Raw genomic sequence first — 24,762 nt, forward strand, 5'->3', positions numbered from 1 at the left:
TCTATAAAACAAAAGCCTAGAGCATTTAGCCTCGTCTGTTTAACAATGCTGAATCGTTCACAGAATCTGTCATGCAGTCCCTTAACTTGGCATTTTCATAGGTGTTTTTCACAATACTGTTAACGTGCTACAATTAAATTTGATATATGTCAACAAAGCGTAGTTTTGTTGGGTGATGAATACGGCACACACTGTTATATTGCTGTTAATAGGGTTAACATGTGCGCCGTTTTGGCATCATTGGGGCTGTAGAAAATAGCATCCCCCGCAAGCTAGCGATCTTGTTGACATAGGTGGAAAGCGCATCAAGAACCGAGTTTACGTACTTTAGTCGTTGGTAAGAAGGGAACGTGAGCTGTATCTCTGTCCTTCATGAAGAAAATAACGACTCCTGTATTTTCTATTTTGTTAGCAATTTTAGGTAGCAAATATGCAGACCCCGCACATTCTGATTGTCGAAGACGAGTTAGTCACGCGAAACACCCTGAAGAGCATTTTCGAGGCGGAAGGCTACATCGTTCATGAAGCCAACGACGGTGCAGAAATGCACAACATTCTGTCTGAAAATGATATCAACCTGGTTATCATGGATATCAATCTGCCAGGAAAAAATGGCTTGCTGTTGGCTCGTGAACTCCGTGAACAAGCCAGCGTTGCACTGATGTTCCTGACCGGCCGTGATAATGAAGTCGATAAAATCCTCGGCCTGGAAATCGGTGCCGATGACTACATCACTAAACCCTTCAACCCACGTGAGCTGACAATCCGCGCACGCAACTTGCTCTCACGCACCATGAATCTGGGCAGTACCAGCGAAGAGCGCAAACTGGTTGAAAGCTACCAGTTCAATGGTTGGGAACTCGATATCAACAGCCGTTCTCTCATTAGCCCTGCAGGGGAACAATACAAGCTGCCACGCAGTGAATTCCGCGCTATGCTGCATTTTTGCGAAAATCCAGGCAAAATCCAGTCCCGTGGTGAATTGTTGAAAAAAATGACGGGCCGCGAACTCAAACCCCATGACCGCACTGTTGATGTGACCATTCGTCGTATTCGTAAACACTTCGAATCCACGCCAGACACGCCAGAAATCATTGCCACTATTCATGGCGAAGGTTATCGCTTCTGTGGTGATCTGGAGGATTGATCCCTTCTGATTATTGCTGATAGCCATTCGATTCAAGCTGCAGGATAAAAACGCTGTCCGTTTTGTCCTGCAACTTGATAGTCCTTTATCTTATTTAACTTCACCCCACGGCATAATCGGCACAGCGCTTAACGCGTTCTTCGGCGAGCCATCAACCAAACGGTCGGAATAGCTCAAGTAAACCAACGCATTACGATTCGCATCATAAAACCGCACGACTTGCAGCTTCTTAAACACCAAAGAGGTGCGTTTCTGGAATACCACCGTACCTTCCGTCTTACCGCTTTTGATTTTGTCACTCAACACAATTGGCCCGACCTGCTGGCAGGAAATTGCGGCATCCGAGGTATCTTCTGCCAAACCAAGCCCCCCCTTGATACCACCTGTTTTGGCACGACTGATATAACAAGTGACATTTTTAACATCGGGATCATCGAATGCCTCAACCACAATCTTATGGTCTGGGCCGAGCAACTTAAATACCGTATCAACCGATCCAACCTGCTCTGCCTGTACAACATTGGCCGTTAAACCCACTAAACTGAAAAAGAGTATCCATCCTTTTTTCATTACCTTAACTCCAAAAAAGGTGCCCATTTAGCGATAGGGCAGAAATTAATAACAGCGATACCTTCGGGTCACAGAGGCGGGATCATTGTGACTCACATCTCTTTTTTTTGACATAGGGAGCAAAAAAATCTTTGGAAGTCGCGGAAGAAAAAAGTTGTTATGATGCCCTATCGTCATCGTTTTATGCTGGTTAACATCGCTTCTATCATCTATTTTGACATGATACCGATACACCCTAAATAGTGCGGGTTCCGACCCTCAAGTTTTACGAGGAAGATCTATGGATCAAGCCAATATCATTCGTGACCTACTTAACTGGCTGGAAAGCCATTTGGACCACCCCTTACTGTTGGATAACGTTGCGGCAAAAGCAGGTTACTCTAAATGGCATCTGCAACGGATGTTCAAAGAGGTCACGGGAAATGCCATTGGTGCTTATATCCGCGCCAGGAGATTATCCAAAGCCGCCGTCGCCTTACGCTTGACCAGCCGCCCTATTCTGGATATTGCCTTACAGTATCGTTTTGACTCACAACAAACCTTTACGCGCGCATTCAAAAAGCAGTTTGCACAAACACCCGCCTTATATCGCCGCACTGAAAATTGGAGTGCATTAGGTATCTGTCCACCGATACGATTAGAGGCATTTACGCTGCCAAATCCAGAATTTATCATCATGCCGGAACTCCATCTGATTGGTCAGACACAGAGTTACTCCTGTACCTTGGAGCAGATTTCCAGCTTCCGTACCGAATTGCGCAGACAATACTGGCGCCAATACTTAGGGGCAACCGAAACCTTGCCACCGGTACTCTATGGTTTGCATCACTCCCGTGCCAGTCAGGAAAAAGAGGATGAGCAGGAGGTGTTATACACCACCGCGCTAGAACCACATCACGTGCCAAAAGAAATTGCAGTGGGTCAGCCTTTCGTTCTACAACAAGGGGAATATGCCCTTTTCCACTACCAAGGTCCCCCCGCTGGACTGCAAGACTTTATTCTCATGCTATACGGTTCCTGTTTACCGTCTCTAAAACTGACCCGGCGCAAAGGGTGCGATATTGAACGCTTCTACCCGGAAGGTGAGCGCCGCATACCTCAGGCTATTTCCCAACTGAGTTGCGACTATCTGATCCCCGTCCGTCGTTAAGTTTTGCCGTTTGAGCCAATGGCCACTGAGACGAAGGATGGCGAATTAAGCCATCAGCTAGCGTTGCAGTTCATCCAACGCAGGCATGTCCAGATGTGAGACATCCCCGGTTGTTTCCACAATCCAACCGGGAGCCAGCCATGGGCTCTGCTGATAGTCAAGGCGTGACAACGAACAATTGCGTAAACGCAAACGGCGTTCAGCATAGGGTGGTAACCCAAGCACGGTATTGATCAAGCATCCCAATGCAATGCCATGGCTGACAATCAGTGGTTTACTCCCTTGCGGCAGCATCAGGCAATTGTCCAGGGCTGCTCGCATACGTTTCCCTAACTCCCCCATAGATTCACCTTGAGGGATCCGTGCTTCAGCAGTACCATCAATCATCTGTTTACGCCACTGTTCTTCAGGTTGTGTCAGGCTATCGATCAAGCGCTCTTCTAGAATGCCCATATGCAACTCTCGCAGCCGAGCATCAAGAACCACGTCACAACCGCAAGCATCCGCGATAATTTGCGCGGTATGGCGAGCACGGCCCAGGTCACTGGTAATCACATGGGTAATACCTTCATGACTCATGCGTTTACCAACCCAATGCGCCTGCTGTTCGCCCTTGGCGGTTAATGGGCTATCAGACTGCCCTTGAATGCGGCGTACTGCATTCCATTCTGTTTCGCCATGGCGAACGAGGTATACCTGTAACATATTTCTTTCCGTTATATCGCGTGAAACTTGAGTTTATCGGCTGACCGTGTTTTGCTTCGCACTGATGGTCGCCTAGGGTCATCACCCAAACTGGCAAAGCATAGCCCCACATTAAGTAAAGGAAGCTAAATCTGTTATGTATCATGTTGTCGCTGCAACAACCAATCCGGCAAAGATTAAAGCCATCCAGTTGGCATTTGAAGATACTTTTGGCGCAGACCAGTGTCGCATTGAATCTGTTGACGTCGCAAGTGGGGTCTCACTGCAGCCCATTGGTAATGTTGAAACCCGCACCGGCTCACGCCAGCGCGTTATGGAGGCTCGTCAGGTCAGACCTGAAGCAGACTTTTGGGTCGGCGTAGAGGCCGGGATCGAGGACAATATGACCTTCGCCTGGATGACAATAGAAAACCCGATAACCCGTGGTGAATCACGCTCTGCCAGCCTGATGTTGCCAGAGTCGATTTTACAGGGAATTCGCGCCGGGAGCGAATTAGGCGATGAAATGGCGTTAATCACCGGGAATAGAGAAGTGAAACGCCAAGGGGGAGCTATTGGTCTGTTTACTGATGGTAGATTAAGCCGTACCAGCGTTTATCATCAGGCATTATTATTGGCACTGGTGCCGTTCCATAATCCGATTTATCGCCAACATCTCAACACCACCCACCATCAATAATCGATTAGGAGACACTGACCTAGTCGGTGTCTCCTAATAGCTGCTGCTCCAACCACTGTTTCAAGGCCGGACTTGCTGCCTTCAAGCTATTCGAACCACGGGTAATGGTGGCAATACCCGCCCCCAGTTCATTCTTCAACTCACGCTGGCTCATCTCACCACGCATCAGTTCCTGAATTATTCGCACGCGGGTACCCAACGCAGTCCGCTCATCCGGTGTCAGCAACAGTTGCAGCAACGGTTGGTGCAAATCCTGTGAGAACGCATGATTCAACAGCGCAACAAAGAGCAGCCAATCCTCATTGCCTTGCTCTGAGAGCGCGGGATCATTAAGGGATAATTGCGTCATGACATTCACCATACTATTTAACTAGTACGGCAGCTTAGCATATCCGGGTTCTCTTTCAAGTTGGCGTAGAGCGGGTTGCCCTCCATGGGCTTCCCGGCATCTTATTTACTCAACTACCCTATCAGTAACGCCTTGACCACTCAGCATCCGTCAACACTTTGGCGGGTCGATTCATGAAATGACGATAAAACGCATCATACGCCAGCACGTTCTTGACATAAGAGCGGGTTTCATTAAATGGAATGCTTTCTACAAAGGCCACTGCGTCAACGCGCCCTTCGGTATTACCCAACCAGGTATTAACTCTCGATGGCCCGGCATTATAAGCCGCAGAAGAGAGAATACGGTTACGGCCAAACTGCTGATATACCGACTCAAGATAGTGGGTACCAATAGTGATATTGGTTTTTGGATCAAACAATTGACTTGGGCTGCTGTAACCTGGAATGCCATATAATTGCACGGTATGCTCCGCGGTACGCGGCATCACCTGCATCAAGCCTGCCGCCCCCACGGGGGATTGGGCTTTCGGGTTCCAGGCACTCTCCTGGCGGGCTATCGCCATGGCATAGCTGGGGGTGATACCTTTATCTTCAGTCGCACGATGGAATTCCGCTTCCCAGGCGATGGGGAAACGCTCTTCCAGATGATCCCAAAGTTTGCCGACAATGGTCGCCTGTACACTCAACTCAGCCCATTTCTGCTCAAAAGCATAACGCGCCAGCGCCTCCTGATCAGCACGGTTATGGCTAGCCACCAGCGAGCTCCATTCACTGCGCGCCTGATTATCCATATTCCAGTACATCAGCTCACGTACCCGATCAATCTCGGGCCTACTGACTAAATCGGCTCTTGGCTTGGTCGCCACTTCCACCATCACCGGGTAAGGCACATTGAGTTTTTGCGCCGCAACCATCGGGTAGAAGCCGCGTTCACGCATCAAGCTGCGTAGGGTGGCTTCCCCTTCGCTACGCTGCCCCTCATCAATCATTTGAACCGCACGCCAGTAACGCCACTCGTCTTTATCACGCGACTCTTGCGGCAAACGGGCCAGCCAGGTTTTCAGCCCCTGACGATCCCCCATTCCTAACGCCATACGCGCTCGACGTTCAAGCAAAGCAGACGATTGACTACGCAAGATCACCTGATCGCGCCACTGAGTCTGAGCTAAGGTGGCATTGTTATCCATCAAACGCCAAGCTACCGCCTCCTCCAACTCGAGCTTCTCGCCGTCACTCATTTTCTGCAAACGGGCCAGCGTTGGGATCATCAGCCGTGCATTTTCCGCATCCTGACGCGCCAGGCGAGCAAATACGATAATGGTTGCAGCACGCGTCAAGTCTGTCGGGCCGGCACTGCGAGCAAAAGACTCCACCGTACCAGGGTCATTCTGTAACCGAACCAGTGCCTCCCCCATGGTCTGCTCATTAGCCGGGAGTTGGCGATACAATGCATTTACCAGGCCACTGTTACCCGCTTTTAGCGCCAGTTTCATCCGAGCCTGAATATCGGCAGGCGTTTGCTTGCCCGCCGACTGCCAGACGCTGAATAGTTTGTCACAAGAACTCGGCAACGATTCTCCACTCAGCCAAATATCCCCGGCACCACGCCAAGCAACTTGCTGCTCACCGGTTACCCACTTGGCATAATAGTAATTACAACGAGCGGCTGCGGCTTTCGGTTCCTGTGGGCTGAATGCCAACAAAGTACGCCAATCTTCACGGCGGGCCAGTTCATTCACAAAACGCGATGAGAGTGACTGAGCGGGCGGCAGTGTGGGGTTGCGCTGCAAAAACTGACTGACTTGAGCCACATTGGCGATGCTCAAATCTTGTGCCAATTGGCGGTACTCCAGATAAGGGTACAGTGGGTAATCCTGCAACGTCGGCATCAATTGCTGTACCGTCGCCATCTGATTGCTGTCCCAAGCCTGCTTGATTTGCAGGTAACGCTGACGCTGGGCATCCAAAGAGTCCGCGACAACTGCACTAGAGAAGACCGTAAGGCTCAGCCCTACCGCCCAAATCCGCCATTTATCCACCTTGGACATACTTACTGTTTCCTCGCTGGGTTATCTTGCAACAAATCACACTCATTACCGACTCAGTCAGCCGTCAATGGACTTGTGGTTTCTAGGGGGGCAGTGTCTCACGCCCGATAACGGGAAACCACTGCCTGGCTCCCTTAGGATACAACCTGAATAAACTTGGGTATGACAGGATTGATTATAAGAAAAATTTCACCACAGCAATAGATTCTCTGTTCTATAGTTCTCTATAGTAGATCGTTCGTTGTTATACAAATCAATTACATTGTAAAAACATTTATTTAGAAGCATTTTCATATTTAACAGCACAGGGAGTATTAATGTGCTTTTGTCCGCTGAGATCAATAAGACAAGTTTTTGATTATCGACTATCATGCAGCGGAATAATTGATAAAGAATTGATTGAAAACACACAATAATCATCTCTCTGTGCCACAAATAATGGAATAACATTTCGACTAAAGAGCAGACAGCACAGACTGAAATTTGAGTACGCTTGACTTTAGGAGAGGCCTTAAATGCCAAAGCACACCCCCAATGACTATCATGAGTCGCCCAAGGCGAGTAAGCCATGGTACCAACATAATGTTGAAGACACACTTCAACAGCTCAATAGCCAGCAAAATGGCCTGAGCGCTCAAGAAGCAGCTGAACGGTTAAAAAAGTATGGTCCCAATGCTCTGCCAGAACAGGTGGGGAAAAGTGCGTTTATCCGTTTTATCGCCCACTTTAATGATGTCCTGATTTATATTTTGTTAGCGGCAGCCTTGCTTAAAGGCATCATGGGCCATTGGATCGATACTGTCGTGATTCTTGGTGTTGCCGTGATCAACGCCCTAATCGGTTTTGTGCAGGAAAACAGTGCCGAGAAATCACTGAAAGGCATTCGTAACATGCTGTCCAGCCAGGCGATCGCCATACGTGATGGTATTAACCAGACGGTGAACGCTGAAGACCTGGTGCCAGGGGATATTGTTTTGCTGCGCCCCGGCGATAAAATCCCAGCCGACCTGCGTTTGTTGGAATCCCATAATCTGCAGGTTGAAGAGGCTATTCTTACCGGTGAATCCACCGTGGTATCCAAGCAAACCGACCCCATTGCCGATGAAGTGATGATTGGCGATCGCACCAACCTGCTATTCTCGGGTACCACCATCAGCGCCGGCAACGCCAAAGGGGTGGTCATCGCTACCGGGGGCTTTACCGAACTGGGCCATATCAGCGAGATGATCTCAACCGTTGAGACTCAGCGTACCCCCCTGTTACAACAAATGGATCGCCTGGGTAAAAGCATCTTTATGCTGATCCTGGTGATGATGGTGTTGCTGTTCCTATTTGCCTTCACAATGCGCGACATGCCGTTCAGTGAACTGCTGGTGGCACTGATTAGCCTGGCGGTTGCCTCGGTTCCTGAAGGTTTGCCAGCTATCATCTCGATTATTCTGTCATTGGGTGTGCAGGCCATGGCGCGTAACCGAGCCATCATCCGTAAACTGCCTACCGTGGAAACACTCGGCTCAATGACGGTGATCTGTTCGGACAAAACCGGCACCCTGACCATGAACGAAATGACGGTAAAAAACGTCATCATGGCCGACCGTTCATTCCGTGTTGAAGGTGAAAGCTACCAGCCTGTTGGGGCTATTTTCCCTAGCGATAGCAACCAGCCAGTGAAAGTGCAGGATATTCCCCCACTGGCGCAATTTATCACCGCCATCACGCTGTGTAATGACAGCCATGTCAAACAGGATGAGCATGGTCGTTGGGGGGTCACCGGTAGCCCAACCGAAGGTGCCCTGAAAGTGCTGGCCATGAAAGCGGAGCTGGATGTCGGTCAAACACAGCAAGTGGCTAAAATTCCATTCGATTCCAGCTACAAATATATGGCAGTACGTAGCCAGGTAGCAGGCAAGAATCAGATATTCCTTACCGGCGCACCTGATGTGTTGTTCGCTTTATGTGAATTTGAACTGACCGATGCGGGTGTTCAACCCTTCCGCCGCGACTATTGGGAAGCGGAGATGTCACGCTTTGCCGAGCAAGGTTTGCGTATGGTGGCGGCTGCCAGCAAAACCACCGCTGACGGCGAAACCGAACTGGATCACAACGATATTCGCCAGCAGATGGTGTTTATCGGTATCGCCGGTGTAATGGACCCACCGCGGCCAGAAGCGGTTGCCGCTATCGCCGAGTGTCAGCAGGCTGGTATCCGCGTGAAAATGATCACCGGCGACCACCAGAAAACCGCGATGGCTATCGGTGCCATGTTAGGTATTGGCAACAGTCAGGACTCCATCACCGGTTCCCAACTGGAACATATGGATGATAAAGCGTTGGCAGAAGCCGCGGTACATTACGATATCTTCGCCCGTACCAGCCCGGAACATAAACTACGCCTGGTAAAAGCCTTGCAGGATAAGGGCGGCGTCGTCGGTATGACCGGTGATGGTGTCAATGATGCTCCCGCACTGAAGCAGGCTGACGTCGGCATCGCCATGGGGATTAAAGGTACCGAGGTGACCAAAGAGGCCGCCGATATGGTATTGACCGACGATAACTTCGCCACCATCGCCAGTGCAGTAAAAGAAGGTCGCCGTGTCTACGACAACCTGAAGAAAACCATTCTGTTTGTATTGCCAACCAACCTGGCGCAAGGGCTACTGATCATCATCGCCATTCTGATGGGTGCCATGCTACCACTGACGCCTATCCAGATCTTATGGATGAACATGGCCACCTCGACCACCTTGTCATTTGGTCTGGCTTATGAACCGGCAGAAAAAGACGTGATGCACCGTAAGCCGCGGATCCCCGGTAGTAATGTACTGGATCTGCACGCTATCTGGCGTATCGCCTTCGTCGGGACCTTGATTGCCATCAGTGCCTTTATCCTGGAAGCCTGGATGGAGCCGCGCGGTTATAGCAGCGAACTGATCCGTACAGTGCTGTTGCAAACATTAGTGACTGCGCAGTGGGTTTACATGTTCAACTGCCGTACCAATGACCGTTTCCCACTCAACCGCCAGGTGTTCCTCAACAAAGGCCTATGGTTAGTGAGTGGTGTGCTGTTCTTGCTGCAACTGGCCATCATCTATCTACCGTTTATGAACTCACTGTTCGGTACTGCGCCACTCCCCCTGTTCTATTGGGGCGTGACACTGATGATAGCGGTGGGGCTGTTCCTGATTGTAGAAGTGGAAAAATGGATTATTAACAGTTTCAAAGCGCGTCGTAAAACCACGGTATAATATGGTAGTCGTGGGTTAACCCCGCACTGAAACTCAAACGCCCGGCATCTCTGCCGGGCGTTTTCATTCTGAAACCGTTTTAACGTGCCACCGTTTACCGTTTACCGTTTACCGTTTACCGTTTACCGCACAAGGTTTTAAACTTATTCTTGAACCAAACCAAGGTATTATCACCCACGGCATAAATCGTATAAAACTTATTATCTTTTAGCGGTGTTGATGACGCACTGCAAACCGTTTGCAACATATCAGCATAGTTATCCCCCCACCCCAAATCGACATTATTGAGCCCCATAGAATAGAGGGTGCGCCTCGAGATCCAGCCATAAGATGGGGTATACATCAAATCGATAATTGCCTGATGGTTGAGAATAGTTTGGGTGATAGGTGCAGTACCGGGGTAGTTATTGATAAAAATCTTTCCGTGGTTATTGGCATTGACTGCCATCAAGTCATAGATCAACCACGAGAAAATACGGTCCTCATAGATGTGCTGATTTTTTACCGCATTCGCATATTGGAAACTCACCGCAGTAAAATAAAATACCGGAACCAGACTTAACAACATCCATTTAGGTTTTAGCTTTCTCAAAACTACAACGAGAGAATAGCCATGCAGAAATAGTGTTGCAGAAACCCCAGATAACACCCGAACATCCGTCATCCCTTCCCTAAGCAAAAACAATGGCCCAAGAAAAGCAAGGAAGATCACTATCGGCGACAACACCATCAGCAGTAAAGATAACAGCGTACTCACACTCCATTGTTTATCTTGCAGAAAGTTGTAAACATTCAGGAAAAACGTATAAACAACACACAAAGATGTAACATAAAGAATAATTTTCAATTCACGGGTAATAGCAGACTTAATATAATGAATTAAAATCTTAGTATGTTTAATAAGATAATCAGCCAACTCTGGCAAGGGGATCATGGCATCACGACCACCACTCATCCCCAGCATTTTATTGATAATAACAAAATATAAAATATAAGCCGATAATAACACCACACCTGACCATAGTGTCTCTTGTAATGGTGAACGGCTATTTTTATTAAAACCAACTAATAGGTTAACACCATATAAGCCAATAAAAATATTGGTACACGGCTGGTACAGCGTCAACGCTAAAAAAAGATAGGCCATGGGAATAAGATAACTTTTAACGCCTCTATCTCGCGGATAAAAATAAGCCAGTATCGAGATGGCAAGTCCAGCAATCATCGGGAGACTGTCATACTTGTAGGAGATATTTTGTAAAAAGAATGGGCTAATCAGCAACAAAATATAGGGGCAAAGAGAACCAATGGTTAAAATGGTTTCATTTCTCTTTGCTACCGTCCAGAGGACCCAAGAGATAAACAGAATCCCCAGCAACAGAGTAAAAGGTGCGGTATCAGTAAGCTCAAAAATATTAAACGTAAATAACCGCATCAGCAGGTCAGCGGTGGGGCGCCCGAGCGTATACCACCCTGCGGCTGGGTTTAGCACCCTTTCAAAGTCATCACGATAATAGACATCTGCCAAAATAATCGGGAAAGCATAGAGCATGCAGCAAGTTAAAACAAAGACAAAGGCATTCCTTGCAGAAATTTGCTTATTCATTAGATGGCTCATTTTTTCCCCTTTAAGCTCTTGACGATAAAACGTGGTCTATGTTTGGTCTCAACATAGATGCGGCCAATATACTCCCCGAGAACCCCAATCCCGATAAGCTGGATCCCGCCCAAAAACAACACAATAGAGATCAAAGAGGGATAACCTGCCACCGGGTTATCATTAACAATTTTATCAATAACCATATAGAGAGCATAAAAAAACGACAACGAGGCGATGCTCATACCGATATAAGTCCAAAAACGCAGAGGAATGGTGCTAAACGAGGTGATTCCTTCTAAAGCGAGGTTCCATAGCTTCCAGAAACCAAACTTGCTAGTACCACTAACACGTTCAGCTCTGGCATAAGTGACCACTTCTGTTTTAAACCCGACCCAACTGAGCAAACCTTTCATAAAAAGATTGCGTTCATTGAGCATCATGACTGCATCAACCACCTGGCGGCTCATCAGGCGGAAATCCCCCACATTCTCCTCAATCTCCGGGTTGGAAACGATATTATGTATCCGGTAAAACCAGGCCGCGCTGAGCCGTTTCAATCGACTGTCTGATTGGCGGTCGGTCCGTTTTGCCAGCACCACATCTGCACCATTCTGCCAAGATTCGATTAATTTAGGGATAATATCGATAGGATCCTGCAAATCGACATCAATAGGGATCACGGCATCGCCAGTGGAGTACTTCAATCCGGCATACAAGGCTGGTTCTTTACCAAAATTGCGTGAAAGATCGACCAGCAATACCAGCGGATCGGTCTTAATTAACTCATTAACGACGACTTCTGTCTTGTCTTGGCTACCGTCATTGACAAACACGATCTCAATATCAAACGGCGATAACTCCGGCTGATTACGTACAGCCTGATAGAAGATGGGAATTGCCTTTTCCTCATTAAAAACAGGCACTACAAGCGATATTATCATTGGGGTTTTGTCCTGAAAACGATATATTTCGAGTAAATGAAACCGAGCACTAAACTTATTGCGGAGAAAATAATCATCGTTAGTATCGGATTTATCTTCTGATTATCAGCTAAAGCGCCCACCAACCAACTCATGGCCCCCATAAAAGCCACATACAGCACATAGCGCTTCAACGACACGTAACTTTTAAACGTGAATCGTGCATTGACAAAAAATGAGAAAGTGACCGCAATAGCAAACGCCACCAAGTTACTAATAGCTTGTTTTTGCAGTAATTCATAGTACAGATACAGGAAGACCATCCAATGTATCAACGTGTTTAAAATACCAACAACACCATATTTGGTGAATAACTTCCACATGCCTAAACTCATTATAATTTTGCTATGTGTTAATTATAATAGTGAACTCAGGGTGTGCCTTTATGTCCTCCGACCCACCGCCAAAAATGTGATACAGATCACTAGATTTCTACTATTTTATGATTATTGATAAATGGAAATAAAAAATACTATTCAGATAATTGATTGACATCTTGTTGTGCCTCATTTTGTCGGCCACTATACTACGGAAAATTACCTTTACAGCCTCAGTTTGGTGCAATACCCATCGACTCTGGTTTCTGCCCCCTCTCCCCCAAAGATTGCCTCCCTCACTGCCTTTAGCGATATTTCAAATGCTTCTCGCATTACAATTGATCGGCAAATCAAATTATTTGGTATAGCGTGTATCTGAAATAACCGTATTTTGACTTGCAATTGTCACAATAGCGCCCAAAGAAGCATGATTCCTGTTATGACAATACTTATTTTTGAAGATCAGACTATTTTAGTGTGACAATATCTGCAAATTTTCTTAGGATAGGAGCAGAGAATAGGTCATAGCAGGTATGCCGGAATGCCGAATAGCGCCAAGCACAAAATTAATCGATTTTGTCCTCATGATCGGTTGATTACCGTTGTCTATAAGCTATCTACTTTGTGCCTGCTGACGACTCTCGCACTTCCTATGGCACATGCAGCGGGCAAGACCAGTGAAAAACCGCTCGTCAACGTGTTTACTACCCCCTGGTCACGCCTGTTCTCAGGCAGTGAAGCTTCATTTTCTACTGCACTCACCTACAGTGTTCCCTTAGAAAGATCAGACATCACGCTTCCTACCGGCAGAGAAACTTCTGAAACCCGGGAGATGCTGAATCATCGCGCTCTGTTCAGCATGCAATATTCACCCTTAAGTAACTTTTTTGCTAACACCACGGTGAATGTCCCATTGCAGGAAGTGAATAAATACGCTACCCGTTTTTCTTACAGTTTTGGCTATGATGACTGGCGTCCTAATACCTTTAGCTTTATATACAGCAACTATGCGGAAGATAACCATTTTTTCCCACAAAAAGGCTCGCAAATTACTGAGTTTGAGACTGGGTCATTTACTTCTGCCTATAAATTCGAGCTACCTGAAGGCATTGAAAAACATCTGTTGATTAATAAAGATGACAACATAGGGTGTCAGGTTGGTTATACCTACTCCTATCGCTATTATGACAGCGTCAGTGATGCCACCAAGCGCCATAAAAACGTTTTATTGGCAAGTTGCGGTTATACCCTTAAAGGTCACTATTTTTTGCGGCTTTCTAGTTTCTATTACCCGGATAAAAACCAACAACAGCCTTGGAACTCTGACTACACCTACAGCTTCGGTTATAATTCCGGTTATAAACCTGGTGCTATCTCGATACGTTATGATAACTACAGTGGTACACGTTACCCTTGGAAAAGTAATCCAACCGCCAATTTCAGATCGGGAACAGTGAGTATTAGCTGGACACTTCCCTGGTAAGCAACTTGAATAACCCGGCAACCTACCCCGTCGTCATTCAAGTTGCTGGGAAAACGATCACTTCACCTTTGCTGATTGCGCCTTGATATTACTGAAAGAGAATTGGTTTTTCCCCAACACGTTCCCTGCTTTATCACGTAATTCTGCCTCAACCACCATGGTTTGCTGATCCCGAGGGCGCACCTTCAGCTCAATCACTTTCTGGCCACTATCTGCCGCCAGATCAACCCGCTCTGCCCCTTGACTAATAACATGACCTGCCTGCTGTACACGCCAATGCAGCGTCGCATCAGGATAAGTTTGCCAACGATCATTAATCGCCCACAAACCAATCTGCCCCCATTTCCCTACTATCCAGTTCTGCGTTATCGGTTGAATGGAAGGTAGCACTGGCTGATAGGCACGTTGCAGTGCGTAATATCCCCGCTTGGGTTGCCGCAGATAATCGACGACAGCCCAGTTTATCGAGGGCCAGGTTTCAGAAAACATGAACTGAAACAGCATGTTCACTGGCTGATAACGTTGCCTGCGGTAACTCTCTGCCGCCAGTTGGATCAGGTCTGCCTGATATTTTTGTGTATTGGCAATCAGCTCTTCAATATCTTTGCCCATTGGCACTTTAGCCATGGCAAATGTATTTTTGGGCTGGAAATTATGGTAACGCCAGATATCCCAGCCAGGCGCCTTATCATTGGTGGTACCAGGCCATAACTTATCTGCTGGAATAATGGTACGTAGCGTCTCTATATTAGGCAGGGCTTGCGCGCCAAACTCAGTCACATATCGACTACGAGTTGGCTTGAGATAATCCTGCATCTTACCGGAGTACCACCCTAACCATGGGTGCTCATTAACCGAAGACCAAGCATGCGCGATCCGCCCATCGTCTTGGCTCAAGACCTGGGCAACCTGATCAGTCAGCGTTTTATTCAGTGTGGGTGTCCACCCCTTACGTGATTTCATCCATGGAGAATCGAACGGCGGCTCATTCTGCCCAGACCAGACGATGATGGAAGGGTGGTTACCCCATTGCCGTAACAGGTCGTTAGCTTGACGCTTCGCCTCATCAACAATGGACGGACTGTCGTCATAAGCCCACTGTAGCGGGAAATCCTGCCACAATAGCATGCCCATACGATCCGCCTGCTCATACAACGCCTGACCCGCAATATGTGCATGTATACGTACCGTATTGATATTCGCCTCACGCATCAGTTGCAGGTCACGATGGTATTTTTCACCATCCATGCTCCCCAGCCAGACAGAACCAATGTAGTTAGTACCACGAACAAACATCCGCTTATCATTGATTAACAAACTGTTATTCAGGTTATCCTGGCTGATTTTACGTAACCCGGTCTTAATGGTTTGCTGGTCAAGCAAGCCATCACTATCTTTTAGTGAGACTCGGAGTTGATAACGATTCTGCTCACCATAACCCGCAGGCCACCAAAGCGTTGGGTTTGGCACCCTCTGGCTGAATGACAGTTGTTGTGTCTTGTCAGGGGAACGTTTAAGGGCAACCGGATAGCTAAAGCGATAAGAACGCCCAGTAAAATTATCAGGGGTCAGTTCAATAACGAGCTCCGCATGACGCGCAGCATTGGCCCGGTAATCAATCTCAACCTTAACTTGGGGCTGGGTAAGCCCGTCCTGCCAATCCACAGAGGTCAGCAAATTGTCGATGGCAGCCCCACGACTGACATGTACCATTACGGATTGCCATATCCCCCCAGAATTAGCTTCTTGTCCACGCTCCGACCAAGCCCCTCCGGGGCGAGTATCATGGTGAGCAAGTACCCCCTTGATCAGCGTTTTGTGCATATACCAATGGGGACCAGGCTTTTCAATTGGGCTGTCAACTTTAACCAATAGCTGGTTATCAGCCCCGACAGTTGGCGTGATATCGAAGGCAAATCGCTGGAAATAACCTTTATGTTGCCCAAGCGGTTGTTGATTGAGCGTGATATCAGCAGAATAATCAACGCCATTGAATATCAGCGTTGCCATTTGATCCGAGGTGAGCGTTGGCAACAAAAAGTTCGTCTGGTACCAGACGACACCGTGGCGATCAACGCCCTGTGTGAACCAATTTGCCGGTACCTGCATCGGTTGACATATTTTGTCGTTGAACAACGGCAGTGCATCTGCGCTAGCAGGCGGCGGCAATTTGATACACCAAGTACCATTTAGTGAGATATCGGCCAAGGGTGGCACACTTGAAGGTGCCTGTTGGACACACCCGGCAATCAACAGTAACGGGAACAGCAAGTTAAGACGGTTCATTTCTATACCTCAACAAATATCCCGGCTGGTGATAATCACGGTGTTGAATGTTATCCCCAGCAGTGTCATCACATCGTACCCGGCGGTTCGAATGGCAAGCAGGTTTTTGGGCGATTAAAGACTTCCTGACGCATGCGTTCAAAGGCACCAGCAGGGTTGTCACGTACCAACACACCATAAGCGCTTTTGTACCATAAGGACTCCAAGACCAGCGCGTTGGTTGACAACGTCAACGCCTTATTTAATTTACCCGACCGCTCGGAACGCCCCTCAAACCAGCCCCGTTGCGGATCATTATGCCATTGCCCCAGACGCATCAATTGGTCGGTATAGGGGGTATTCCACAATGCCCACATACCGAACAGTGCTTTTGTTGAAAGCTGAGCATACTCAGGCCGGAAATTCCCTTTACTATCCAGCGTATTCCAGGGAAAACCACTGGCAAAAACGGTATCGCTAATGGCCCAAGGGGCTGCATTCAGTGAGAAGTCGGCACGTGCAGTCAATATTCCCTCTTTTTCGGCACGTAATTGCTGCACATTAAGCATGTTTAGTGCCTGGCGGCGCAACGCCTCGCTCTGCGTCTCATTCCCCGGTATCTGCCATTGAAACTCCATCCCAGCCAGGATATAGGGAGTTGAAGTCAGTGCATCACTCACCCCAGTAGTCCGCGGGTCACGCTCATCTATCGCTAAGGGGATGCCATATATCTGAATGTTTTTGTACGGTAAGGCGAGGTTATTGGCGGCAGAAAAACCCCATAATTGGAATCCCAGGGCGGTATATTCACTGTAACCCAAGCGCAAATCATCTTGGGTAGACAGTTTGCCGTTCTGGCGCCTGCCACTCAGCAAGGTACCCTGCGAATCAAACAGTGGGCAAAAGTTCCAGTTCACGACGGTTTTATCGACATAATAAGCATAATCAGGCGATAAATTACGAACCAGGCGCAAAGCAACCAGCAAGCGACCAATATCCTGCGCTGACCACCCTGTTGCCGCAGGTTTTACCGTTGAATCTACCATGGCGGCATCGGTAGTGCGGTAATGGCGGTTGACGATCCCATCCTTCAATGGCAACGCTTGTAGTGTGGCAAGCAAGGTGGTTATCCGCCGGTCATACTCTGCCGGCTCAATTACCCCCAGTTGTTTGGCAGCAAGCACCGCCATCATGCTGTCGCCAATCTGACCTACCGTCGTTAGCGGGTAATTGTCACTCCCATTTACCAGCCCAGTTGTGGGTTGAGTATTGTTCTCTATATAACGCCAGGCGATAGTTGCCCATTGACGCTCTTCCGCCGTCAGCGGCCCTAGCCGCCCCTGCGACTGCCAACCGCCTTGATAAAGATACTGCCATCCTTGCTGGATGCGCGCTGGAAACAGTACCAGCGCAACGACCAATACAAACAGCAGCCAAAGGAGTATTTTGCCTGTTATTTTTTGGTACATGATGAAAGCGCCGGTGGAAGTTTAACGGGCAAATCCTCGCTACACTGCGCACACTGGCATGCCGTGCAAGTTGGTGCCTCACGCAATGCCACCCCGGTCCGTTCACACCAACTGCGCGTACCTTTATCCGGTGAAATAAAGGGCCGATTCAAACGTTTATTATCTTCTTCAAAAACGTTCAATAGCCTTTGGTTCCAAATTGACGGCACAAAATCTTTCGCTTGCGAATCTTGTACTCTCAATTTCAGGATGTTGCCTTGTGTTTTGAATAACAGCGCTTCCAACATAATGCCGTTATTATTCGCGGTGAAGGTTTTAATTGGTCCACTTCCGTTTTCGTAAAGTCCCTCATAAAATCCTTTACCTTTCTCACTGGCATTTTCAATCATATTAAACAGATGGTCAGTATAAGAAGACTGCCATAACGCCCACATCCCCAAAGCTGCCTTCAATGAGACCGCAGAGAACTCAGGCACAAACTTGCCTTTATCCGTGATGGTGTTCCAGTCGAAACCATCTGAAAAGATAGTGTCATAAACAAAGTAAGGGGCACGGTCTAGTTGGTGTTCTGTACGGGCGGTCACCATCCCGGTGATCAAATAACGATTTTCCTGCGCTTGGTAAACTCGATCGCCAAAGTCATGTACCCATTCAGGAAGAATGGCAGCCTTTTCCTGCACATCGGTTCTCTTTTCACCCCAACCAAACTCCATGCCTTGCAGAAAAAAAGGTTCCATCACCACATAGTTATGTTGCTCATGTTCACGAGGATCACGCGAATCATAAGGCACCATCACACAATAAATATCTTTCAGCTGATAGGGTTCAGGGCGTGAAGCTTGACAGGTGTTAAACCCCCAAAGTTGGAAACCCCGCGCCGAATACTCCTCATAACCAAGCCGCCCTTCTTGCACATAAATAGTCTTCTTATCACCACCAACGATGGCACCATACATGGTCCCACAGCCATCTATCGCATTGGTGAAATCCCATCTGAGCACCACATTATCAACACCGTTGGCATATTCAGGATAACGCTCTTTAATGATCCGTAGCCAGATCAGCAGGCGGCCAGCATCCAACGGTGAAAAACCGATCTCGCCTGGCTTATTCATATAGTTCACTTTTTCTGCAGAAATAGTGTTATAGGCTTTATTCGGCATCTCGTTTTGAAATAGCGAGATACTATTGAGCGTCCCCAGCAACTTGATCATCCGTTTGTCGAATTCAGCTTTATCTATAATGCCTAACTCTCGAGCTGCAACCACAGCGGCAATGTAAGAGGCTGTATCCCACATCGTCGTAGAAGGGTAACCGTCCACCGCATTCACCAACCCAGTGGTAGGTTGATAGTTAGTGACGAAATACTCCCAGGCGCGGTTAGCCATGGCTCTTTCACGCTCAGTCAATTCACCTTGACGCACAGGATAATCTTTAGCAGGAAGCTGCTGTTCTGCCAGTGCGCAGAACGAACTCCCCACTAATAAGGTGGTCACTGCCAACATACTCACCACTAAATGACTGAAAAACCTCAGCGGTGACAAATAAAAGGGTAGCAAACGCATGAGTGCTCCTTAATGAGATCCTGAAGATTGTTCCGCAGAGGCGGTTTCTGTATTCTGACAGGCAAAGCAGACCATCTTTCCTTGAGCCGTATACATCAGACTTTCCAGAATGACTGCATTGGTTGTCGCCGTAATTAACTTGCTGGGTTGTTGGCTCTGTGCCTCCACTCCCTCAATCCAACCTCTACCCGGTACAAACAGCGTTGCTGCTTGCTGCCTGACCTGTTGGGTCCAGGTAGTACTGAATAAGGCATTCCAGCCAAAGGCGGCTTGCGTTGAAAGAGAAAGCGCAACCTTATTACGAGGTAACGCACTATCTTGGGTTGATGGTAACTGCCCGCTATTAGGTTGTTTTTTTCCGACAACAGGAAAAATATTCGTGAGCCCCATATTAACGTAACTGTGCCTGTCACTACTCTGGTTAATCATCTTCTGAACCTGAATAATGCGCCATGAAATCTCGGCTGACTCGGTATTAAAACCATTTTCCAGGCCACTGAGAATATAAGGTAAGCTATTGATAACAGGATACGGCTTACCCCTTATTGTCGCCTTACCATCATCAGGGATGTCTATGCCATTGACGGTAATAAAATCAAATTGTTGCCGGCTATTCGTCAATACGATCCCAGCCCAAGTATTAATTAATGACAAACCGTTAATGGCATACAGCGAATAACCGTAACCGCTGCGATAATTATTGGGCTTAAAATGGGCTTGCTTATGACGGCTTTTCAGTGAGGCATTATCTTTCACCATATCGAATAAAGTGGCCAGATCCCAATGTTTCACCGTTTGCTGAACTAAGACATTGTATTGCGGATAACGCCAGATAATCACCTTGAACGCGACCAACAACCGCCCGAGATCCACCAACGAATAATCAACATCATAAGCGGTCGAAAGCGGTTTTAAGTCTGTTGTGCTGTAGTAGAGATAAGGCACATTACCCTGATGCAAGGGTAATGAACTCAAGGCCATTAATGCCTTCTGCATACGCGCATCAAGTTCTTTATCATCGATAACATTGAGTTGATGAGCAGAGATCAGGGCTAATAGATAGCTCCCACAATCCCACAGACTGGTATAAGGCAAGCCGTCAGCAGAATTAACCAAACCACTCTCTTGAGTATTATTGACAAAGTATTGCCAGGCCACTCTTGCCCAGACCGCTTCCTGATAATCCAACCCGCGCGTTGTGGGTAGCGTGGGGAAGTTCTCACTTAACTGTAGTTGCGGCAATTTCATATTCGCCGGATTGGTATGCTTTTCAACATAAAAAACAATACTAAAGGCCAACATAAAACCAATAATCACCGTAAGATAGCTTCTCGCTTTCAGCAGATCCTGCTTAATTGACATTGGATATCTCCTCCGGCACCGCCATCTCCTCTTCGGATGGCTCTGGTTGCCAAAGTGCCGCACGGATCATCGGGATCATCGCAGCGATATTCAGCGAGCACCAAAAGATATTAATTAAAAAACCAGAAGGATCTTCAATTCTCCCCCAGTAAAGTTGCAATCCCCCCGCTATCAAGGCCAATAAGGTGACGCCAACAATCGCCAGTTGCGGCTTGACCAAACCAAGAAAATTACCTTGTTGCCGCTCTTTCGGTGTCACATGAAACTTGATTTTCTCCCCGCGCAATACGGTATCGATGGCACGCAAGTTCATGGAAAACAGCCCCAGATAAGAGGCTTTACCATCCCAGGCTGAAATTCCCCAGGTGCCAAACATAAAAGCCACCTCCGACAACAGAAAGAAAGGCACAAAATGGAGGTAAAAAGGCGTCGAATAGACTGACAAAGGAGGAATGCCGGTAAAAAGATAGATCATCGGGGCAATCAGGAAGATCGTATTCCAGATACAGGCCATATAAGAGATAAACGTCGAACCATACATCAGTTTCTGCGGCACACTAAGGTTAAGATTGCCACGTTTGAACAGTCGGTCATGGAACAGGATATCCACTGAACCGGCCGCATATTTAAAGCGCTGAATCATCCAGGAAAGCAGGTCTTGTGGTGATAACATCTTCGATTCAACCTCGGGATGCATCACTGAACGCCAACGACGTTCATGATCACCATGCAACATCAACGAGGTATAAATATCTTCGGAAACATGAAACTTATACGGCATCAATTCTGTTTCATTAGCCACCTGCCTCAGCATCGCCCCGCGCAATGAGGTTTTAAATTCTTCATGTTCGATATCGTCAGTGTACTTATCAATTTCAGCTTCAATATCATGATGATATCTTCGCAGCGCTGTCTGCATCACCGCTTCACGACGGTGTATCGATGCCGCACCACAACAAAACGCCGCATTGGCCCAATTACGCCGTCTTAAAATAATGTCGTAGAACATCTGAGGATCATTGGCAAAAGGATCATGCCCAATGGTAATAGGCCCAATACAGGATTCCACCGCCTTACCTAAATAATATCCCCCTTTACCAAACCGCTGTTGTAACTTCTTCGGTAAGGGTTTGCCTGCTGGAATATCATAGAACCATTGAGGCGTCTGGACCCAAGCCACATCCGGATCACGAAAATAACCCAATGTATCGCAGAGAATCGAAGGAAAAACGCGCGTATCTGCATCACAGATAATAATAAAATCACCATCGGTGAGTTCCATGCCATTACGCAAGTTACCAGCTTTAAAGCCGGTGTTTTGGTCTCGCGTAATATAATTGACCCCTTCCTCCTCTGCCACCTGGCGCATTTCTGCTCGCCGCCCATCATCAAGTACATAAATTTTATAGCTAATCGCGTTGGGTACAGTCACCTTATTGGCATCGATGATGGATAACCGGACCAGTTCAACATCCTCGGAATAAGTGGCAATAAACAGATCCACACTAATTGGTCGGTCATCACCATGTTGAGCCGAGGGCTCCAGACACTGATTTATGGTGGCAGGGGGTTGTTGGCGTTTATAGTCCTGTAACTTCCACAGGTTGATGGTAAAAAAAATGGTGCCGACATAGGCACAGGTTTCAGCAAGTAGCAAAGGAACCGAATACCAGAGGGCGTCATAGTTTAACGACTCCATCCAGCGCCAGCGGATATAATTTGCACCACACACCAGCGCGGTGACCGACAGGATTTGCCAAACACACTCAATCCCCTTGCGGTGACGCAAAGGTGCAGGAGGGGTCCGTTTCTCAAACGCTGAAAAGTAAAATCCCATATAAGCCAATGTCCTATCCCGGGTACGCTCTATCCCCTTCATCTTTCAAGCTACAGCGGTGTTGGCTGCAACTTGAATGAACTTGGGCCCCCTTGTCACATAAATTTTTCGCATGAACAAAAGGAGTTAGCGCCCCGTTTATTTCAAATAATGAGTATTCACTTGCCCACCGCTCACTGGCGATGTCAAATACTTCAATCACTTAAAAAGTGCTAATCAACGATTAAATATAGTTGAGCCACCTGTGGTTGGCAAACCAGGCAAAAAAAATATTAAATCATTTTTAATCAAACAATTAACCTATAATTGATTGAAAAAAAAGCAAAAATAAGCATGTAGTAAACATGCACAATGTGAGCTGTGTCCGGTCATCTAACGGCATGGTTACTCGTTGTGAGCTGCGCCTTTTGGATATCAAACTCAAATAACGCCAACAATGCTCGTGCCCCCTAGGCCCCTGCCAATGTTTAAAGATTCTTTTTAAATAAGTGATAATACTCGTTATACTCTATCTGGCTGGTTTGAATGACATGGCAAAAACATAATGCGTTTGTGAACAACACATCATGCGAGTCTCAATCCTTAATTGGCGAGTTGCCAGAACAAGTGTGAGAATTGCCAAGAGCATCAATAAACCATGTGATGAGTACGGCAGACCTGCCTAAACAGATCTGGATACGGTGATCTCGTTCACGTAATGGACCTAATACTCAGGCGCAGCCCCTGGCGCTTGAATAACGACGAGTATGAACATTTTCTTTAGGAGATGTATGTCATTGTCAGCAGGGTTATCGATTAAAGGGATGTCACTCGCCTATCACGCCTCTCCCCAAGCAGCGGGTAAACGTGATCTGCGGATTGACTTCCTGCGTGGTATTGCCCTGATTATGATGGTCGCTGCACATATCGAGATCACCTCTGTGGTTAACATTTTCACCTGGGAGCGTTTTGGGTTAACCACTGGGGCGGAAGGTTTCGTCATCTTGTCAGGTTTTGTCCTGGGTTTTCTCAAAAAGCAACAGCTGGAAAGAGATCATTTTCTTACGGTTGCCTACTCGATTTTGCGTAGAGCAGTCACACTTTATTTTATTAATATCACGATTATTCTCTCGATCCTGGTACTGACCAAAATGGGGGTCAACACCTATGAGACTACCCATTTTGTGGAAAGATTTTCTGGTACAGCATACTCAATGTATCCCACTGACGGTGGTTCATTAGAATCCTGGTTGAATAACATTTTATTTTTGCAAATAGGCCCTCACCAGACACAGATACTGGGGCTTTATTTTTATCTATTATTAATCACCCCAGTGATGTTCTATCTCCTTTACCATAAAAAAGCGTTGTTACTGCTGGGTGTATCTTTAACTCTATATATTATTTATCAAAATAATAGGATTACTTTAACCAGTGCACAATTTGAGTTCGCCTTCCCGCTGCTTTCATGGCAATTTATTTATGTGCTTGGCTTATGCTGTGGTTGGTATAAAGATGAACTGATGTCTTTGGCAAAAAATAATTTCGGCGTTTTTGTTATTGGCCTGTTGATAGTCATTTTCTTTATTTTGCTCTTTATTGCACAAAACCGTCTTAACCCCTTTTTACCGAAATCATTTTTCCTTCATATCATTCCTATCAATCAAGTTAACTGGATGTATGATAACTTGGCCGCAAAAAATGCGCTTGGTCCACTGCGGGTACTCAATGACATTGCCTTACTCGTCACCATGTATGTCTTTTTAAGCTATTTCTGGCGGCCGATGAACTATCTATTCAGTTGGTTCCTGGTCCCCTTAGGGCAGAACTCCCTTTATACATTTATACTGCATGTTTATATCGTGTTAATTGCTAGCTTCTTTGTAAAATTTAATCTGCTTGAATACCACTGGTTGAGAAATACCTTGGTCCATTGTGCTTCATTGCTTTTCCTCTGGTGGTTGGCGAAATCTCAAGTGCTGCGCCGTTTCGTGCCAAATTAATGGCCAC

18 protein-coding genes are annotated in these 24,762 nt (G+C 47.1%); 6 read left to right on the forward strand and 12 right to left on the reverse strand.

The genetic code is table 11. The features are described from left to right. Positions 1-430: 430 nt before the first annotated feature. A complete protein-coding gene (gene arcA / locus ACX9GV_RS15170) occupies positions 431-1,147 on the forward strand; it encodes a two-component system response regulator ArcA (RefSeq protein ID WP_023492762.1) in 717 nt (238 codons plus the stop codon). Between the two features lie 90 nt (positions 1,148-1,237). Here the strand turns inward: arcA and creA are convergent, their stop codons facing one another. Then, a complete protein-coding gene (gene creA, locus ACX9GV_RS15175) occupies positions 1,238-1,717 on the reverse strand; it encodes a protein CreA (protein ID WP_023492763.1) in 480 nt (159 codons plus the stop codon). A 280-nt stretch (positions 1,718-1,997) separates the two neighbouring features. Here creA and robA point away from each other — a divergent pair, with 280 nt between their 5' ends. Then, positions 1,998-2,867, forward strand: a complete 870-nt coding sequence (gene robA / locus ACX9GV_RS15180) for an MDR efflux pump AcrAB transcriptional activator RobA (RefSeq protein WP_473196072.1) — start codon at positions 1,998-2,000, stop codon at positions 2,865-2,867. 57 nt (positions 2,868-2,924) lie between these two features. Here robA and gpmB read toward each other — a convergent pair whose 3' ends face one another. Further along, positions 2,925-3,572, reverse strand: coding sequence for a 2,3-diphosphoglycerate-dependent phosphoglycerate mutase GpmB (gene gpmB / locus ACX9GV_RS15185; protein WP_023489664.1), 648 nt, complete (start codon positions 3,570-3,572; stop codon positions 2,925-2,927). A gap of 136 nt (positions 3,573-3,708) precedes the next feature. Between gpmB and yjjX the strand changes: the two genes are divergently transcribed. Beyond that, positions 3,709-4,251: an inosine/xanthosine triphosphatase gene (gene yjjX, locus ACX9GV_RS15190; protein ID WP_023489663.1), complete on the forward strand. Its 543-nt coding sequence runs from the start codon at positions 3,709-3,711 to the stop codon at positions 4,249-4,251. A 19-nt stretch (positions 4,252-4,270) separates the two neighbouring features. Here yjjX and trpR read toward each other — a convergent pair whose 3' ends face one another. Both trpR and sltY read right to left on the reverse strand, forming a co-directional pair. Then, positions 4,271-4,600 carry a trp operon repressor gene (gene trpR, locus ACX9GV_RS15195; RefSeq protein WP_023489662.1) on the reverse strand — a complete coding sequence of 110 codons (330 nt, stop codon included), beginning with the start codon at positions 4,598-4,600 and terminating at the stop codon, positions 4,271-4,273. Between the two features lie 121 nt (positions 4,601-4,721). After that, complete coding sequence (sltY, locus tag ACX9GV_RS15200) at positions 4,722-6,641, reverse strand: murein transglycosylase (protein WP_473198045.1); 1,920 nt, start codon at positions 6,639-6,641, stop codon at positions 4,722-4,724. A 524-nt stretch (positions 6,642-7,165) separates the two neighbouring features. Here sltY and ACX9GV_RS15205 point away from each other — a divergent pair. Continuing rightward, the gene (locus ACX9GV_RS15205; RefSeq protein WP_473196073.1) at positions 7,166-9,895 is read left to right on the forward strand and encodes a cation-transporting P-type ATPase; all 2,730 of its coding nucleotides are present in this window, start codon (positions 7,166-7,168) and stop codon (positions 9,893-9,895) included. 115 nt (positions 9,896-10,010) lie between these two features. On the opposite strand, the gene ACX9GV_RS15210 is transcribed toward ACX9GV_RS15205, so the two are convergent. From ACX9GV_RS15210 to ACX9GV_RS15220, 3 genes are read right to left on the reverse strand one after another with little or no spacing between them, the layout of a single operon-like run. Beyond that, the gene (locus ACX9GV_RS15210; RefSeq protein ID WP_473196074.1) at positions 10,011-11,501 is read right to left on the reverse strand and encodes a glucosyltransferase domain-containing protein; all 1,491 of its coding nucleotides are present in this window, start codon (positions 11,499-11,501) and stop codon (positions 10,011-10,013) included. 8 nt (positions 11,502-11,509) lie between these two features. After that, positions 11,510-12,436 carry a glycosyltransferase family 2 protein gene (locus ACX9GV_RS15215; RefSeq protein WP_037386388.1) on the reverse strand — a complete coding sequence of 309 codons (927 nt, stop codon included), beginning with the start codon at positions 12,434-12,436 and terminating at the stop codon, positions 11,510-11,512. Continuing rightward, positions 12,433-12,798, reverse strand: a complete 366-nt coding sequence (locus ACX9GV_RS15220; protein WP_473196075.1) for a GtrA family protein — start codon at positions 12,796-12,798, stop codon at positions 12,433-12,435. The genes ACX9GV_RS15215 and ACX9GV_RS15220 overlap by 4 nt, the downstream gene beginning before the upstream one ends. 646 nt (positions 12,799-13,444) lie before the next feature. On the opposite strand from ACX9GV_RS15220, the gene ACX9GV_RS15225 reads away from it, so the two are divergent. Beyond that, positions 13,445-14,275 (forward strand): hypothetical protein, encoded by an 831-nt coding sequence (locus ACX9GV_RS15225; RefSeq protein WP_037386381.1) that lies wholly within the window; start codon positions 13,445-13,447, stop codon positions 14,273-14,275. Between the two features lie 57 nt (positions 14,276-14,332). On the opposite strand, the gene ACX9GV_RS15230 is transcribed toward ACX9GV_RS15225, so the two are convergent. From ACX9GV_RS15230 to ACX9GV_RS15250, 5 genes are all read right to left on the reverse strand, one after another. Further along, a complete protein-coding gene (locus ACX9GV_RS15230) occupies positions 14,333-16,561 on the reverse strand; it encodes a glycoside hydrolase family 2 protein (RefSeq protein ID WP_473196076.1) in 2,229 nt (742 codons plus the stop codon). 68 nt (positions 16,562-16,629) lie between these two features. After that, positions 16,630-18,009 carry a DUF3131 domain-containing protein gene (locus ACX9GV_RS15235; RefSeq protein WP_473196077.1) on the reverse strand — a complete coding sequence of 460 codons (1,380 nt, stop codon included), beginning with the start codon at positions 18,007-18,009 and terminating at the stop codon, positions 16,630-16,632. Continuing rightward, complete coding sequence (locus ACX9GV_RS15240) at positions 17,994-19,574, reverse strand: DUF3131 domain-containing protein (protein WP_473196078.1); 1,581 nt, start codon at positions 19,572-19,574, stop codon at positions 17,994-17,996. Before ACX9GV_RS15240 ends, ACX9GV_RS15235 begins: the two co-directional genes overlap by 16 nt. A gap of 9 nt (positions 19,575-19,583) precedes the next feature. Further along, entirely contained in the window at positions 19,584-20,936 is a 1,353-nt protein-coding gene (locus ACX9GV_RS15245; protein ID WP_473196079.1) for a DUF3131 domain-containing protein, read from the reverse strand. Then, positions 20,926-22,773, reverse strand: a complete 1,848-nt coding sequence (locus ACX9GV_RS15250; protein WP_473196080.1) for a glycosyltransferase family 2 protein — start codon at positions 22,771-22,773, stop codon at positions 20,926-20,928. Before ACX9GV_RS15250 ends, ACX9GV_RS15245 begins: the two co-directional genes overlap by 11 nt. A gap of 803 nt (positions 22,774-23,576) precedes the next feature. Between ACX9GV_RS15250 and opgC the strand changes: the two genes are divergently transcribed. After that, positions 23,577-24,755: an OpgC domain-containing protein gene (opgC, locus tag ACX9GV_RS15255; protein WP_473198046.1), complete on the forward strand. Its 1,179-nt coding sequence runs from the start codon at positions 23,577-23,579 to the stop codon at positions 24,753-24,755. Positions 24,756-24,762: the final 7 nt, after the last annotated feature.

The organism is Serratia sp. 25CWL12 (assembly GCF_055790885.1).